This window comes from uncultured Victivallis sp., assembly GCF_944391105.1.
Classification (GTDB): Bacteria; Verrucomicrobiota; Lentisphaeria; order Victivallales; family Victivallaceae; genus Victivallis.
Map to the genome: position 1 here is coordinate 1 of NZ_CALXSK010000022.1, position 13,702 is coordinate 13,702.

General features: G+C 60.0%; 12 protein-coding genes. 3 read left to right on the forward strand and 9 right to left on the reverse strand.

Annotated features, from left to right (window positions below):
• The 7 genes from Q0K10_RS08240 to Q0K10_RS08270 all read right to left on the reverse strand — a co-directional run.
• The coding region (locus Q0K10_RS08240; protein ID WP_294505712.1) for a hypothetical protein at nt 1–200 on the reverse strand (200 nt) is incomplete at its 3' end.
• Between the two features lie 198 nt (nt 201–398).
• Nucleotides 399–875, reverse strand: a complete 477-nt coding sequence (locus Q0K10_RS08245) for a hypothetical protein (protein ID WP_294505716.1) — start codon at nt 873–875, stop codon at nt 399–401.
• Nucleotides 876–893: 18 nt separating this feature from the next.
• Nucleotides 894–2,312 (reverse strand): hypothetical protein, encoded by a 1,419-nt coding sequence (locus tag Q0K10_RS08250; RefSeq protein ID WP_294505719.1) that lies wholly within the window; start codon nt 2,310–2,312, stop codon nt 894–896.
• 642 nt (nt 2,313–2,954) lie between these two features.
• Nucleotides 2,955–3,359 carry a YceK/YidQ family lipoprotein gene (locus tag Q0K10_RS08255; protein ID WP_294505721.1) on the reverse strand — a complete coding sequence of 135 codons (405 nt, stop codon included), beginning with the start codon at nt 3,357–3,359 and terminating at the stop codon, nt 2,955–2,957.
• A 32-nt stretch (nt 3,360–3,391) separates the two neighbouring features.
• Entirely contained in the window at nt 3,392–4,027 is a 636-nt protein-coding gene (locus Q0K10_RS08260) for an IMP cyclohydrolase (RefSeq protein WP_294505724.1), read from the reverse strand.
• A gap of 85 nt (nt 4,028–4,112) precedes the next feature.
• Nucleotides 4,113–6,137 (reverse strand): beta-galactosidase, encoded by a 2,025-nt coding sequence (locus Q0K10_RS08265; RefSeq protein ID WP_294505728.1) that lies wholly within the window; start codon nt 6,135–6,137, stop codon nt 4,113–4,115.
• A 136-nt stretch (nt 6,138–6,273) separates the two neighbouring features.
• Nucleotides 6,274–7,374, reverse strand: a complete 1,101-nt coding sequence (locus tag Q0K10_RS08270; RefSeq protein WP_294505731.1) for an aminoglycoside phosphotransferase family protein — start codon at nt 7,372–7,374, stop codon at nt 6,274–6,276.
• Between the two features lie 131 nt (nt 7,375–7,505).
• Here Q0K10_RS08270 and Q0K10_RS08275 point away from each other — a divergent pair, with 131 nt between their 5' ends.
• A complete protein-coding gene (locus Q0K10_RS08275; RefSeq protein WP_294505733.1) occupies nt 7,506–8,375 on the forward strand; it encodes a PocR ligand-binding domain-containing protein in 870 nt (289 codons plus the stop codon).
• Here Q0K10_RS08275 and Q0K10_RS08280 read toward each other — a convergent pair.
• Nucleotides 8,372–9,265, reverse strand: a complete 894-nt coding sequence (locus tag Q0K10_RS08280; protein WP_294505737.1) for an amino acid--tRNA ligase-related protein — start codon at nt 9,263–9,265, stop codon at nt 8,372–8,374. The two genes, Q0K10_RS08275 and Q0K10_RS08280, sit on opposite strands and share 4 nt — an antisense overlap.
• A gap of 14 nt (nt 9,266–9,279) precedes the next feature.
• A complete protein-coding gene (locus tag Q0K10_RS08285) occupies nt 9,280–10,374 on the reverse strand; it encodes a hypothetical protein (RefSeq protein WP_294505739.1) in 1,095 nt (364 codons plus the stop codon).
• Nucleotides 10,375–10,541: 167 nt separating this feature from the next.
• On the opposite strand from Q0K10_RS08285, the gene Q0K10_RS08290 reads away from it, so the two are divergent.
• On the forward strand, nt 10,542–12,683 hold the full coding sequence (locus tag Q0K10_RS08290; RefSeq protein WP_294505742.1) for a protein kinase: 2,142 nt from the start codon (nt 10,542–10,544) through the stop codon (nt 12,681–12,683).
• 94 nt (nt 12,684–12,777) lie between these two features.
• Nucleotides 12,778–13,695 carry a PTS sugar transporter subunit IIA gene (locus tag Q0K10_RS08295; protein ID WP_294505745.1) on the forward strand — a complete coding sequence of 306 codons (918 nt, stop codon included), beginning with the start codon at nt 12,778–12,780 and terminating at the stop codon, nt 13,693–13,695.
• The last annotated feature ends 7 nt before the right edge of the window (nt 13,696–13,702 follow it).

Consider the following 13,702-nt stretch of genomic DNA (forward strand, 5'->3'; position numbering starts at 1 on the left):
AGGATTTTACTCAATTCAAACTCGTAAAAAATTGAGTTTTTCCCGGCATCGAAGTGGAATTTTATCATAGGAGAAAGAGTATGAACAAGATCGCAAAAACTTTGCTGCTGGTCGCCGTGCTGGTTGTTGGAGCAACCTGTGTGCAGGCGGGGGATCATGGACCGAGCGACGGGGTGGAAATCACCCGGGCGATAGTACACGGGATCACGCAGATCCTGAGCCCGCGGCCGACACCGCCGCCTCCGCCGCCGAGATGGGCCCCACCCCCGCCGCCGCGGCACCACCATCCTGCACCGCCGCCGCGGCATCACCAGCCCGCACCTCCGCCGAGACGTTGACGATGATGCGGAAACATCAGAACAGGCGCGATCGGGAAATCCCGGGTCGCGCCTGCTGTCTCAATGGCAGCGCCAGTCGGCATTGCAATCGAGCGAAACGAAGGAGTAACGCAGAAAATAATTTCCCTTCTGCCGGGACAGTTCGGCGATCTCCTCTTTGAGCTGGGCGATGAGGCCGTCGATGTGATAATGCGACAGGGCCTCCAGAATGATCGTTTCGTCGTCTTTCAGAAAATAGACGGATTCTCCGAATCGGTCATAAAACATGCGAACCTCCTCCCTGCTCAACCCGGTTCTGAAAATAACCAGCTGAAAAAAATCGCAATGATTTCCGTTTCCGGTCAGAACTCCGATTTCAGAGAAGGTTTTGCAGACGGCCGTTCCGCCTCCCGGCTTCAGGCATGTCAATTGATCCAGAAAATAGTCGGAGAGAACATCATTCCGGAATCGGGCGGCAAACAGAGGCCAGATCAGAAGCAGCAGAAACAGGCATGCTCCGCCGATTGCAAATTTACGCCAGTGTTTTCGAACGAACAAGATCCCCCCACCTTCCCATTAAAAATTTTCACCGGAAAGCCCCGCCCTTCTCCGTGTTTTTCGGGCAGGCAGCAGGCACGCCTGCGCGGAGAAGCGTGGATCGATCGCGTCGGCCAGCGCCTCGAAAAGCTCGCCGGTCATCGCCCGAATCTCGTCGAGGCCGAGTTTGCTCTGCGTATTCGGATCGACCGCGATCGCGTGGAAAATCGCACAACGATCGCCGGTCAAAGCCCCCTGCGCCCCGAGGATCTGCGCATTGATCATGCCGCGGTCGAGCGCGGCAAGCTGTTCCGGAAAATCTTCGATCCGTCCCGGCACGATGCCGCCGCCGTCAACCAGGCATGGAACTTCCACGCAGGCTTCCGGCGGCAGCGTGGCAATGAGACCGTGATTCATCACGTTCAAATTCGCGCAAATCGGTTCGTTCTTCTCAATCGCCGCAATGATCCGGACGCCATACTCGACGCTCGCGGAGAGATCAGGTTCGCGGCTGCCGTCGAGACAGGCCCGGATCATTTTCTCGTTGCGAATCTGAAGTCCGCGGCAGATCGCGACCGACGCACCGGAGACGCCGCACCCCATCGCCGACCAGTCGATGCCGTTCTCATCCACCTCCGGGAAATCGTTGCAGCAGAAGCGGTCGATCAGATCCTGCCGCTTGCGGAAATAGGGCAGATATTCGCTGTTGTGGCCGCTGCTCTCGGTCGGGAAGTATCCGAAATTGCGCATGATCTCGAACCGAACCTTCTCGCGTCTGTAGATCTCCGGCCTGTCAAGGCATGCGAAGAGCCGGGGATAGACATCCTCCCCGTCAACTTCAAGTTTCAACATGAAAGCCAGATGATTCACGCCCGCGGCGCGGAAGTGGAGTTTTTCGACAGGGACTCCGATCCATTCCGCGATCTGCCGCGACGTGTGCTGCACGCTGTGGCAGAGTCCGACCACTTTCACGGTTTTCGCGCGTTTCGACAATGCGATTGTGTTCATCGACATCGGGTTGACGTAATTCAGCAGATACGCGCCGGGACAGAGCTCCTCCATGCGGTCGAGCACCTCGAAGAGATCCCGCAACGTACGCAGCCCCCGGAAGATGCCTCCGGGGCCGAGCGTATCGGAAACCACCTGATCGACGCCGTACTTCATCGGAATCTCGTACTCAAGCTCCTGATGCCGGAGCGTTCCGCAGCGGAAGATCGTGATGACATAATCGGCTCCCGCGAGCGCCTCGCAGAGATCGGTCGTCGCCCGGGGATGGAATTCGACCCCGAACTTCTTCGCAAGCAGCGCGGCCATGGCAACGGCGTTCGCCAGCCTGCCCGCATCGATGTCCATCAACACCACCTCGTGTGTGCGCAAAACCGGGTCAATCAGAATATCCCGGATGAAGTTCTGCGCAAAAATCACGCCACCGGCCCCGACCAGAACGATCTTCGACATACCAACCTCCTGCCGCTTGTACTGTTCGTGTGTACGGTAGCATGAGTTTCTCGCAAAATCAAGCCCCTGTCGAAATCTCTGTCACGCATTCGCAGCCCGGGATGCAACAGCATCGATGAGGGCGGGTTTCAACTTTTCCGCAATCAGTGAAGAAAAAAAGAATATTTTTAATTTCAGTATAACAAGGTATCCAGAATTACGTTATATGATCAGGCTCGATCCAGTGAAGTCATCAACCTCATCGCATAAGGAGAAAAAGTATAAACAAGATTGCCCAAACACTGCTGCTGGTCGCCGTGCTGGTTGTCGGAGCTGCCTAAAGATCGCGAGCCGGGCGACGGAGTACAGATCACCCGGGCTGTTATGGGCGGAATCGCACAGATTCTAAGCCCGCGTTCCACGCCGCCTCCGCCGCCGAGACGCCAGCAATGATGCGGAGAAATCTGAAAAGACGCGATCCGGAATCCCCGGGTCGCGTCTTTCGTATCAATGACAGCCCGGTTCTCGTTGCCATTCTGAGAGACGAAGGGGCATCACAGAAAATAACACTCTTCCTCATTAAGAATTTTTCATGATTCCTGAAAGCCCCCTGTCTCCGGGGTCGGGGAAACGGTCACACCTGCGCGGAGAGAAACTTTCCGGTCATCGCACGGGATTCTCATCGTCCGCGGGTTTTCCGCTGTATCGGGAATGAACCCGTTCCGCCCGTTCCGCACTCTCCCACAAGTCAACAGGAATCCAGACTGTGTCAAAAGCCAGACACAGCGGAAGATCCACGAGAAAAACCAGAGTCGCAGCCGGAGCAAAACAACAGTAATACTCCCACTCCGGATCACGGCCGCGCGGGATTCCCGGATGAAGCCCCTTCCCCTGCCAGACATAACCGATCGTCAGCGCATCCCGGATGGTGGATCGGAACAGCAGGTCGGAACGCTTTTCCGTATTCAAATCCCGGAAAACCACCCCGCAGCCGGCGACGGCCAGCAACAGAATCGCAATCGCCCCGGCCCCAAGCCGGGAAATAACTCTGCCGGCAAAACGACGCATTTTCGTACCGAAGCCAAATTTTCGCGTCCGGGTCAGATCACGCGGACGGCGAGTTCGTAGCCGTCGCCCGATTCAACCGCCGCGGCGCTCGTGACCGGGTTCGTGAACTCCGCGAAGATTCCACCGTCGACAATGTAGTTCACCGCGCACTTCGCGCAGACACCGTCGAAACCGTCGGTCACCTGATCGTCACAGGGACGGTTCTTCTCATAGGTCGAAAGGTAGCGGATCTGCCCAGGCACAAGATCAAATTCACGCACAAGCAGCGCGTCCTTGCGGATGATGCCGAGATATCCCTTGCGCACCTTGCGTCCGACCACCGCGACGATGCGCGGCGTGTCGAGCGAATCCTTCTCGTAATCCATCGCCAGAAGCGAAAGCGAAATCGCATCGCGGGCAGGATACCCCATCGCGAGCTTCTCGACGATCGGATCGGTCTGCGAACCGTTCGTCGCAACCGCCCACTCCCCCGCGAGCCGGATGCAGTTGTAGGTGATATACGGGTTCTTGCGCAGATCGCCCTCGAATCCCGCCCGCGGCATGATCGAAATTTGATTGTTGTTCAACACCGCCTCCCGATTCGGAAACGAGCGCGAGGATACGCGGTACATCGCCGCGGCTTTGCCTTCCGGCGTCATGCCGATCGCCACAATTCTGCCAAGATACATATTCCAACACCTTCCTGATTGAATTTGAAGTTCGTTTGTCAGCCTATAAAATACGGCAGAAACGGTCGAAATTCAAATTTCCCTCTCACTTTTTCAGGATTTCCGAGCCGAACGGCGCCAGAGTGAGAACCCCGCTCCGGACGGAACCGTCCGCAAGCACCGTGAAACTGCCCTCCGGCAACCGCACTTCACGCTCCTCCGGGGTGTAGTTGAAGAGGAAGAGATACTCCTCCTCCCCGTTGCGGCGCAGAGAAGCGCTGATTCCGGGATTGTCCGCGGGAATGACCGGTTCGATCCCGGCCTCGGCGGCGAGTTTCCCGAGAAACTCCGCGAGAAAATCCTCCTTCGTGCGCACGGCGATGTAATACGCCTTCCCTTCTCCGAAGCGGTTGACCGTCACAGCGGGTTCTCCGGCATAAAGCGGATCGACGGTGCAGGCCGCCAGAGGCTCGGCGCCGCGCAAGTGAATGCGCTCGGCGTAGTCGACCACTTCGAACTCCCGCCCCTCCCAGATGATCGACTGGCGGTCGAACGCGGGAATCCCGCCCATCTCCTCGTTCCAGATGCCGAAGAGCTCCATCAATCCGTCGCCGGGCCAGCCGCCGAGGAAGCAGTTCGCGTCGCGGTCCTCGTAGCCGGAGAGATAACTCATCACCAGCGTTCCGCCCGCCGCGACGAATGCCTTCAGACGTTCCGCCACGCCGGGTTTGAGCATCATCATCATCGGACAGATCAGCAGCCGGTATTTCGAAAAATCCGACAACGACTCGATCACGTCCATCGGAAGGTTCTTCGTCCAGAGCGCGCGGTAGAAGGTCTGAACCGTCTCCGTATATTTCTTCTGCTCCTGGCTGCCGGGCCCCTGGCTGACCTGAAGCGCCCAGAGACACTCCCAGTCCCAGACGACCGCCGCCTGCACCGGATAGGCGCTGCCGCAGATCCCGCCGCATTTGCGGTAGAGTGCCCCGAGTTCGGCGACATCGCGGAACACCCGCGTATTCTCCGTGCCGACGTGATCGACGACCGCGCCGTGGAACTTCTCAAGGTTGCCGCGGCTCTTCCGCCACTGGAAGTAGAGCGTCCCGTCGGCGCCGTGACCGATCGCACAGAGCTCCTCAAGTTTATGTTGATTCGGCCGCTTCAGCCGGTGTCCCGGCATCCAGTTCGTCGCACTCGGAGCGGACTCCATGATGAGAAACGGCCTGCCGTCCTTCATCGCGCGGTGCATGTCGTGCCGCATCGCGCATTCGGACAGGATCTTGCGGACATCCGGCTCGATTCCCCAGCCGGGATAGACGTCGTCGGAGATGAAATCGCACACCTCCGCCACTCTCCAGTAGTCGAGCCCGTCGAAAAAGCCCATCATGTTCGTCGTCACCGGAATATCCGGCGTGTAAGCGCGCAACGCGTCGACCTCAAACTTCATGAAGTCGCAGCACTGAAAGGTCGTGAACCGTTTCCAGTCGAGCGTATTGCACTCCGAACACCCCCAGGGGGTGATCTCGGCCCAGTCGGTGTGAATGTGGCTCCAGAACGCATTCCACCACGCGCGGTTCAGGTTCTCCAGCGTGCCGTACCGTTCCCGCAGCCAGCTGCGGAAGCGGTCGAGGCAGAGGTTGCAGTAACAGCTGCCGCTGTATTCGTTCGAGATGTGCCAGCCGGCAAGAGCCGGATGATTCGCATACCGCTTCGCGAGCTTCGAATTGATCTCGCGCACTTTCGCACGATAGACCGGCGAACTCCAGCAGTGGTTGTGGCGCCAGGAGTACGGCTGTCGCAGTCCGTTTTCATCGACGCGGCAGACTTCGGGATGCGCAGTCGCGAGCCAGGCGGGTTTCGCACCGCTCGGCGTCGCGAGAATCACGTGAAATTTGTGCTCGGCCATGCGATCCATGATCCGGTCGAGCCATTCGAAACGGTACTTCCCCGGCGCAGGCTCCAGCGCGGTCCAGCTGAAAATTCCGACCGAAAAGGTGTTGCAGCCGGATTTCTCCATCAGCTCGAAATCCCGGTCGATGATCTCCGGCGTCTCCAGCCATTGATCCGGATTGTAGTCGCCCCCGTGCAGAATCTCCGCCGCATTGCGGATGACCGGCCCGAATTTTTCCATGATCCCATCTCCTTCATAAAACGGTTTCTGGTGCGGTGCTCCATCGTAACGTATCACGTCTCGCAGCAAAAGGAAATAGGCTCTTTGGGAAAGTTCCTGTGTTTTCCGGGAAACAAGCGGAAAAACCGGAGAAAAATCACAACTGTTCCGCAAGACGCCGCATCGCGTCGTACTGCGACTCGATCGATTTCACGAGCGCAAGCTGTGTCCGGCAGCGGTCGAGGTTGTGACCGGGGCGGTGGACGCGGAAGTAGACGTCCCCTTCCAGATAGTCCGTCAGAAACCGGATTCCGATCTCCAGCGTGATGAGCTTCCCGGAGAAAGGCAGCAGCGACTTCTCCAGCGGTGAGAGGAAACTCCCCGCTCCCGCGAGGTAGCCGCGCAGCAGCGCCTCGTACATGGGGAACCGCATTGTCACTTTCGAAACATCGCGCTCATCCTCGGCCGCAGGGCTCGTTCCGGTGCGCACCATGTCGCCGAAGTCGTAGTGCGGAAGCCCCGGCATAACCGTGTCGAGGTCGATCACGCAGCAGCCGGTTCCGGTCAGGTCGTCAATGAGAACGTTGTTGAGTTTCGTATCGTTGTGGGTGGTCCGCTCGCGGATCTCGCCGGCGGCCTGGAGATCGAGCAGGGTCGAACACTCCGAAGCGCGGGCGCGGATGAAGTCGAGCTCCGCAGAAACTTCCGCGAGGCGTCCGGCGCGGTTCTCCTGCACGGCTTTCTCAAGCGCACCGAGGCGCGACACCGTGTTGTGAAACTCCGGAATCGTTTCGTTCAGCCGTCCGTCGAGATCCGCGAGGTCGGACTGAAAACCGCCGAACGCCGCAGCCGCTTCATACGCCTGCTTTTCGGTCTCGAGAATGTCGTAGGTACGGGCGTTTTCGACGAAGACGTAGCAGCGGAAGAAGTTCCCCGCCGCGTCGCGCACGAACGGCCGACCGTCCTTTGCAGGAACAAGTTCAAGCGTCCGGCGGCGGGTCGCGGGATTCGTCTCGCGTTCGCGCCGGAGTTTCCCGCGGATGTGCGAAGTCACGCGCTCGAAGTTCTCCATGAGCTGTTCCGGCTGCCGGAAGACATTCGTATTGATCCGCTGCACGATGTAGCGCACGAGCGTGCCGCCCTGATCGAAGGTCACGGCGTTGGTATCGTTGATGTGCCCGGTTCCGAACGGCATACCGATCACGTAGTCGCCCCGGAGCTCGAAATTTCCGCATACGTCCCGCAAATCGTAATTCATCGAAAAATCCTTTCCGTTATTTCGTTTTCAAACAATATAAACCGGAGAGGCCGTTTGCAAAATGGAAATTTTCACATCTCCTATGGATTTTTCCGCATTCAAAGGATATAGTAGAGAAAAAGGAGGCAACCATGTTCACGGCGTTTGAGCTGTTTCTGAGCGACGAGGTGCAGTCGCTGATCGACCATTTTGCGGCGGTGCTCGATCTGCGCGTGACCTTTTTTTCGGCGGACGGACGGGAACTGCGCCGCGGCCGCCACATGCGCAACAGCGACTACTGCGCGATGGTTCAGCAGGAGATCGGCACGCTGAAAGAGTGTCTCTCCATGGATACGGCGAAACGGGCCGAGGCGGTCGCAAAGCGGGGCATCATCGACTACCGCTGCCACGCGGGGTTGCGCGAAGCGATCGCACCGGTCTTCATCCACGACAAGCTCGCGGGCTTCCTGATGATTGGACAATTCCGGACCGGAGACGAAGTGCCGGGCTGCATGCTGAGCCGCTGCACGAGCGCCGAACAGCGTGAACGGCTTGAAAAGGCGTTCCACGATCTTCCGGAGTTCAACGCCGAAAAGCTCGAAGACATGCTCGGACTCTTCAAGATGCTGATCGACTACATCGTCGTGCGCGAACTGGCCGTGCTGCAGGGCGACCGGCTCCGCCACGAGATCGACCGCTATCTGGAACTCCACTGCACCGAGGATATCCGGCTGCCGGAAATGGCGCGCAAACTCGGGCGCAGCGTCTCGACCATTTCGCAGTTTCTGCGCCGCAACTACCAGACGAGCTTCAAGGAGCTGCTCATCGAGCGCCGGCTCGAAAAGGCCGAGGAGTTCTGGCGCGCAAATCCGGAGGCAACCGTCGGAGAGGCGGCATTCGCGGCGGGATTCACCGACCAGTTCTACTTTTCGCGCGTGTTCCGCAAACGGCGCGGGATTCCCCCCGGCGAATACCGCGACCGCAAACGCCGGGAGTCTCAACCCGACAAACGCGACAATTAGGCCCGCACCATGCCGATGTCATCCGCGTCGCAGAAGATCATCGCGAGCCGGTCGAGACCCATTGCGCAACCGGAACTCGCGGGCAGTCCGCGCTCCAGCGCGGCGAAGAACTCCACGGGTTCAGGGTATGCGTGCATGCCGGCTTCGGCGCGGAACTTCAGCGCAGCCCGGAACCGCGCCTTCTGTTCGGCCGCATCGGTGAGTTCGCCGAACGCGTTCGCCAGTTCGATCCCGGCGATGTAGAGTTCCCAGCGCTCCGCCACCGTCGGATCCGAGACGCTCAGCTGCGCGAGCGAGGCGCGGTTCGCGGGGTAGTCGCAGAGAAACGTGAGCTTTCCGCGCCCGAGTTGCGGTTCGATCTTCGTAACCATGAGTTCATCGAAACGATCCGCCGCATCGGCTTCGGCGGCCGTACATCCCGCATAGCGCCGGAACGCTTCGTCGACCGTGACGAATTCATAACTTCCGAGGTCGACGGGCATGCCGCCGTATTCGATCCGGGTGGAGCCGAGCACCTGTTCCGCCGCGCGGCGGACAAAATCCGCGGTGAAAACCGCCTGTTCACGGTACGCCATGCCGCGGCAGTAGAATTCGAGCATCGTGAACTCCTCGCGGTGTTTGCGGCCGAACTCATTCGCACGGAAGCAGACGCCGATCTGGAAGATCTTCTCCATTCCGTCGGCCAGCAGTACCTTCATCGCAAGTTCGGGGCTGGTCCGCAGAAAATCCCCCTCGGCGCGCACCGATTCGATGTACTCCTCCGGCGCAGGCGCGTGGATCTTCACCGGAGTCTCGACCTCAATGTAACCGGCGTCGTAGAAAAAAGCCCGAATCGCCCGGAAGAGTTCGGAACGAAGTTTCAAATTCCGCAGTTTTTCCGCATTCATCATCGTCCCCCTCGCCGTCACTTCCGGTTGCGCCGGAAGCAGTCCGTGTAAGGCTTCGCGGCAGGAGCGGGCGTCACCCACTCCCAGCCGTTCTTCTCGGCCTCGTCAATGAACCGCTTCGGCTTCTTCACGTCGAACGCGCGCAGAAAAATCCGCGCCCCGTAGCGACGCTGAAACTCCAGAACCGGTTCAACCGCCTCCTCCGCAGAGCGCGGAACCGCAACCGTGTAACTCACATCCGCAAGCGGCAACGGCCGGAACTCCCGGAAATCCTCCGCCACGCCGAACGGCGCGGGAGCGACGAAGAGCGGCAGATGTTCCGCCCGGGCGCGCACGATCCGCGCCCGTTCCAGGGCGTCCGGAGCCGCGCCGAGATCGATCCCGGCCAGAGCCGGATGTTCTCCGACCTGCTCCGCAACCACCGCGAGCGAAGCGGCCGGCAACGCCGAACAGTCGAGCAGCGCCGGGACGCCCGCGGCCTGCGCCGCATCGAGCCGCGCCAGCGGATTCTCCCCCGGCGTGAAACGCAGCAGATTCGCACCGGATCTCACTGCGCTCCGCACCGCTTCCGCCGTAAACGGTTCCGGCAGCGTGCAGCCGCGCCGCAGCGACGGGCCGGTCACGCGCGCGGAATATTCCGACTTGAAGTGTTCCGGCAGCTCCCAATCGGCAAGCTCCGCGTTTACAAGACGATAAAACGCCTCACGCACATAGGGTGCGGCGAACGGATCATCCGGGAACTCACCGAGCGCCTGCTTCAGCCGCTCGCTTTCCGGAAGCAGACAGACCAGCTCTCCGACCTCCCCGTAAACCTCTCCGTCATACAGAAAGAGACGCGCCGCCGCAACCGGATATTCCACGAGGAATTCCTGGCCGTCTCCGGCCGGGAGAAACCTCCGGCGCATCAACGGGACCGTCTCTTCGGCGGAAGCGAGAAACCGCCAGGGGCGCGGCCCCGGTTCCACCAGCCACAGCACCGGGCAGGAGTCCGCAAGGCGGCGGAGCGCCTCCCGCTCCGCTTCCCCGGGCAGCGTGCAGCGAAACTGCGCCGCGGCCGCGGCCGGAACGGCGGCGGCAAACATGGCGAACAACAGCAGCAGCGGGATCTTCATGATCGAAACCGGATTCCTTTCTTTCGTTTCGACTTAAGATAACGTTTCTCTCCCTGAAAAGCAAGCCGCACCACGGATTTTTATCTCCTCATCTGCAGGATTTCCGGTTGTAATTCCGCCAAAAACGATTATACTATTCTGAATAAAAAGACGCAATAGGAGGAGAAATGAGGCAGGACGATGCGACACAACCGGTCGGGACGGCACAGAACGACGCCCCCGACGCGACACTCGTGCTCGCCCCCGGAAAGGAATCCGTGACAGCGGGAGCCTCCGCCGATGAGATCGATCAGATCGATGCGCCGGATTTCGCGCACCGGTTCGAATTCATCTGCAACTTCGCCGCCGGCGGAATGGGACGGGTCGCCAAGGCGCGGGACATCGTATTCAACCGCATCGTCGCGGTAAAAACGCTCAAGGAGCCGTTCAACCACGATCCGCATGCGATCCGGGCGTTCATCGAAGAGTGCCGGCTGAACGCGAGTCTCGACCACCCGTCGATCGTGCCGATCTATGCGATGGGACGCGGGCAGGACGGCAGCTGGGAAGCGGTCATGAAACTCATCAACGGCGCTTCGCTCCATGCGCTCATCGAGTCGGCCCGCGCCGCGGAAGAGAAGACCCGCCTCTCCTTCCGGCAGCGGCGCGCGGCGGTGATCGGCCGACTCGAATATTTCCTGAAGGTATGCGAAGTGATCGAATACTGCCACAGTCTGAAGATCGTCCACGGCGACATCAAGCCGGCCAACATCCTGACCGGCCGGTTCGGCGAAGTCTACGTCATGGACTGGGGATGTGCGAGGCCGTTCGGAACCGTCCCGGAACGGCTCAGCGGAACCCCGAACTACCTGCCGCCGGAATTTCTGCGCGACCGGAAAGTGACGCCGCAGGTCGACGTGTTTTCCCTCGGCATGCTGCTTTTCGAAATGGTCACGCTCCGACGCGGCTGGAACGGGAGTCCATCCGCAAGGGAGGAGGATGCCGACAGCGGGACCCGCTGCGACGTGCGGGCTCAGGCGGCGTTCCGCCGTTATCCGGACAATGCGAAAATCAACCGGCAGCTCGAAGCGATCATCCGCAAGGCGGTCCATCCCGATCCGGCACAGCGATACGAGAACGTCCATGAACTTGCTGCCGACGTGCGCTGCTGCATCTACGACGAGGAGGTCAAGGCCGCGCCCGACAATCCCGTCCGCAAACTGTTCCGGACCCTCTACCGCCACCGCACGACGACGATCCTTGCCGCTGCGGGAATCGTGCTCTTCTTCTGCGGCTGGCTGTTCCTGCTCTACTTTCACGCGAACGAGCGCGAACAGGAACGGACACGCAACCTGATGCAGCGCCTGAAATTCCAGTCCTACAACGACGAACTTGCGATCGCGGTGGAGAAGAACGTTCTGCTCGCCCAGGCGCAACTGCTTTTGTTCGCAGACAATCTGATCGAGGACATGCAGGAGCCGAAGGAACGCGACAGCCGCTTCATCGACAACGAACATTACCGCGATCCGGCGGCAGCTCCACCCGGCATGACCGTCTCGGAGCTCTATGCGCGCCCGGTCAATCTCGACTACATGGTGCGGATCGCCCCGGAAAATGCCGCCGCGTCTCCGCTGGAACTCCCCGGGGCGAAGCAGTACGTCGACATCTGCCGGAAAATCCTCTGCTACAATTTGAGCAGCCACGACGTGAATGAAAACCGTCCGGTCGCGGACGAGCTTCTCAGCGGGAAGCGGCCGATTCTGCGCCTTTTCGTGCGCTGGGCGAATCAGATCTGTTACAGTTATCCGGGCACGTACGAGGATCCCCGCGAACGCTCTTGCCAGCTGCGCTGGCGGGAACCGGGGGATTTCGGAAAAGGCAAACGAATCGTCTGGTCGGAACCGTATCCGGGCGAGAACGGAGAACTGCGCGTGAACTGCCGTTATCCGATGTTTGACCGCAAGGGAGAATTCCTCGGCGTCGCCGGGCTGGAACTCCGGCTCGACAGATTGTTCGAACCGGTCATACGCGGCTACACGCTCGACCCGATTCACGAATTCTATTACGTCGGCGAACGCAATACGGTCGTAACGGTTCTCGACGACCGGCTGGGCGTCTGGAAGGAGGGGGACGCACTCCCCGGGAAAGTTCCTGCCGCCGAAATCATCGCGATTGCGGACAAACTCAGACGGAGCGGTCGTCCGCAGCTTGAGACCACCGTCGGCGGCGCGAGCTACTTCGTCTCGGGAGCGCCGGTCGCCACCACGCGCGGAATGCTTGTGCAGCTGATCGAAACCGGCGTAATGGCGACCCACCATCATCAGGATTGAAGACGGAACAGGAACTTGAAAACAACCGCATTTCATGGTAAAGTAAAGGAAAAAACGGAATCCATCCCAGTTCTTCCGCGAGGAGTCTGAAACGATGAGTGAAACCCCATACAACATCGCCTGGAACATCATCAACCGGCTTTCAGCCGCCGACCCGGCGGAACTGTTCCGGAAACTCGCCTCGGATGCGGCCAAACTCGAACCGCTGCGAAAACGGGGAATCACGTCGAGCGCGATTCTCGACCTGGTCTGGGAACGCGAAAATCAGAGTCCTACCACAATCGGCTGCGGCCTGATCCTGCCGCACGCCCGGATTCCTCAGCTGGAATCGCTCTGCGCGGTCTGCGCCGTTCTGGAGAATCCGCTCGACTGCGAGACACCGGACGACATTCCGGTGATGTTCGGCTGCATGCTGCTGATTCCGGAGGAACGTCCGATGGAAGGGCTCCGCTTTATGGCGGACATTGCGGCGGTCATGCACAACCCCGCCCGGCGCGACCGGCTGCGCAGCTGCGATTCGGCCGACGAGATGCTGCGTTTGTTCCGGGAGGTACGGAAACAGCGGCCGCCCGTGGTCATCGCTTCAGACATCATGGCTCCGCCGCGTCTTGTGCTGCCGCCGGAGATGCCGCTGCATGAGGCGACCCGCATGATGGCCGACATCCGCGCGTCGGCGGTTCCGGTTCTCGACGGAGAAACGCTCGTCGGAGAAATTCTGGCGGACGATCTCTTCAAGATCGGGGTCCCGGATTTCTTCTCGCAGCTCAAGAGCGTCGGATTCATCCGTTACTTCGATCCGTTCGAGGAGTATTTCTCGGTGGAGGCCGCCTCGAAGGTGGCCGACGTCATGAACAAGAGGTTCCACACCCTTCCGGAAGACGCGACGCTGATCGAAATCGTCTTCGCGATTTCGGTGCTGAAGTGTCCGCTCGTCTACATCGTCGGCGAACGCAACAAGCTGCTCGGAATCATCGACCGCACACTGCTTCTGAAACGAATCATTCATCTCTGAGGAGTCT

What these genes read in the sequence shown, in the direction of transcription:
- Q0K10_RS08265 (WP_294505728.1), bottom strand. Translation starts at nt 6,137, where the DNA reads ATGGAAAAATTCGGGCCGGTCATCCGCAATGCGGCGGAGATTCTGCAC.
- Q0K10_RS08295 (WP_294505745.1), top strand. Translation starts at nt 12,778, where the DNA reads ATGAGTGAAACCCCATACAACATCGCCTGGAACATCATCAACCGGCTT.
- Q0K10_RS08280 (WP_294505737.1), bottom strand. Translation starts at nt 9,265, where the DNA reads ATGATGAATGCGGAAAAACTGCGGAATTTGAAACTTCGTTCCGAACTC.
- Q0K10_RS08275 (WP_294505733.1), top strand. Translation starts at nt 7,506, where the DNA reads ATGTTCACGGCGTTTGAGCTGTTTCTGAGCGACGAGGTGCAGTCGCTG.
- Q0K10_RS08285 (WP_294505739.1), bottom strand. Translation starts at nt 10,374, where the DNA reads ATGAAGATCCCGCTGCTGCTGTTGTTCGCCATGTTTGCCGCCGCCGTT.
- Q0K10_RS08270 (WP_294505731.1), bottom strand. Translation starts at nt 7,374, where the DNA reads ATGAATTACGATTTGCGGGACGTATGCGGAAATTTCGAGCTCCGGGGC.
- Q0K10_RS08250 (WP_294505719.1), bottom strand. Translation starts at nt 2,312, where the DNA reads ATGTCGAAGATCGTTCTGGTCGGGGCCGGTGGCGTGATTTTTGCGCAG.
- Q0K10_RS08290 (WP_294505742.1), top strand. Translation starts at nt 10,542, where the DNA reads ATGAGGCAGGACGATGCGACACAACCGGTCGGGACGGCACAGAACGAC.
- Q0K10_RS08255 (WP_294505721.1), bottom strand. Translation starts at nt 3,359, where the DNA reads ATGCGTCGTTTTGCCGGCAGAGTTATTTCCCGGCTTGGGGCCGGGGCG.
- Q0K10_RS08260 (WP_294505724.1), bottom strand. Translation starts at nt 4,027, where the DNA reads ATGTATCTTGGCAGAATTGTGGCGATCGGCATGACGCCGGAAGGCAAA.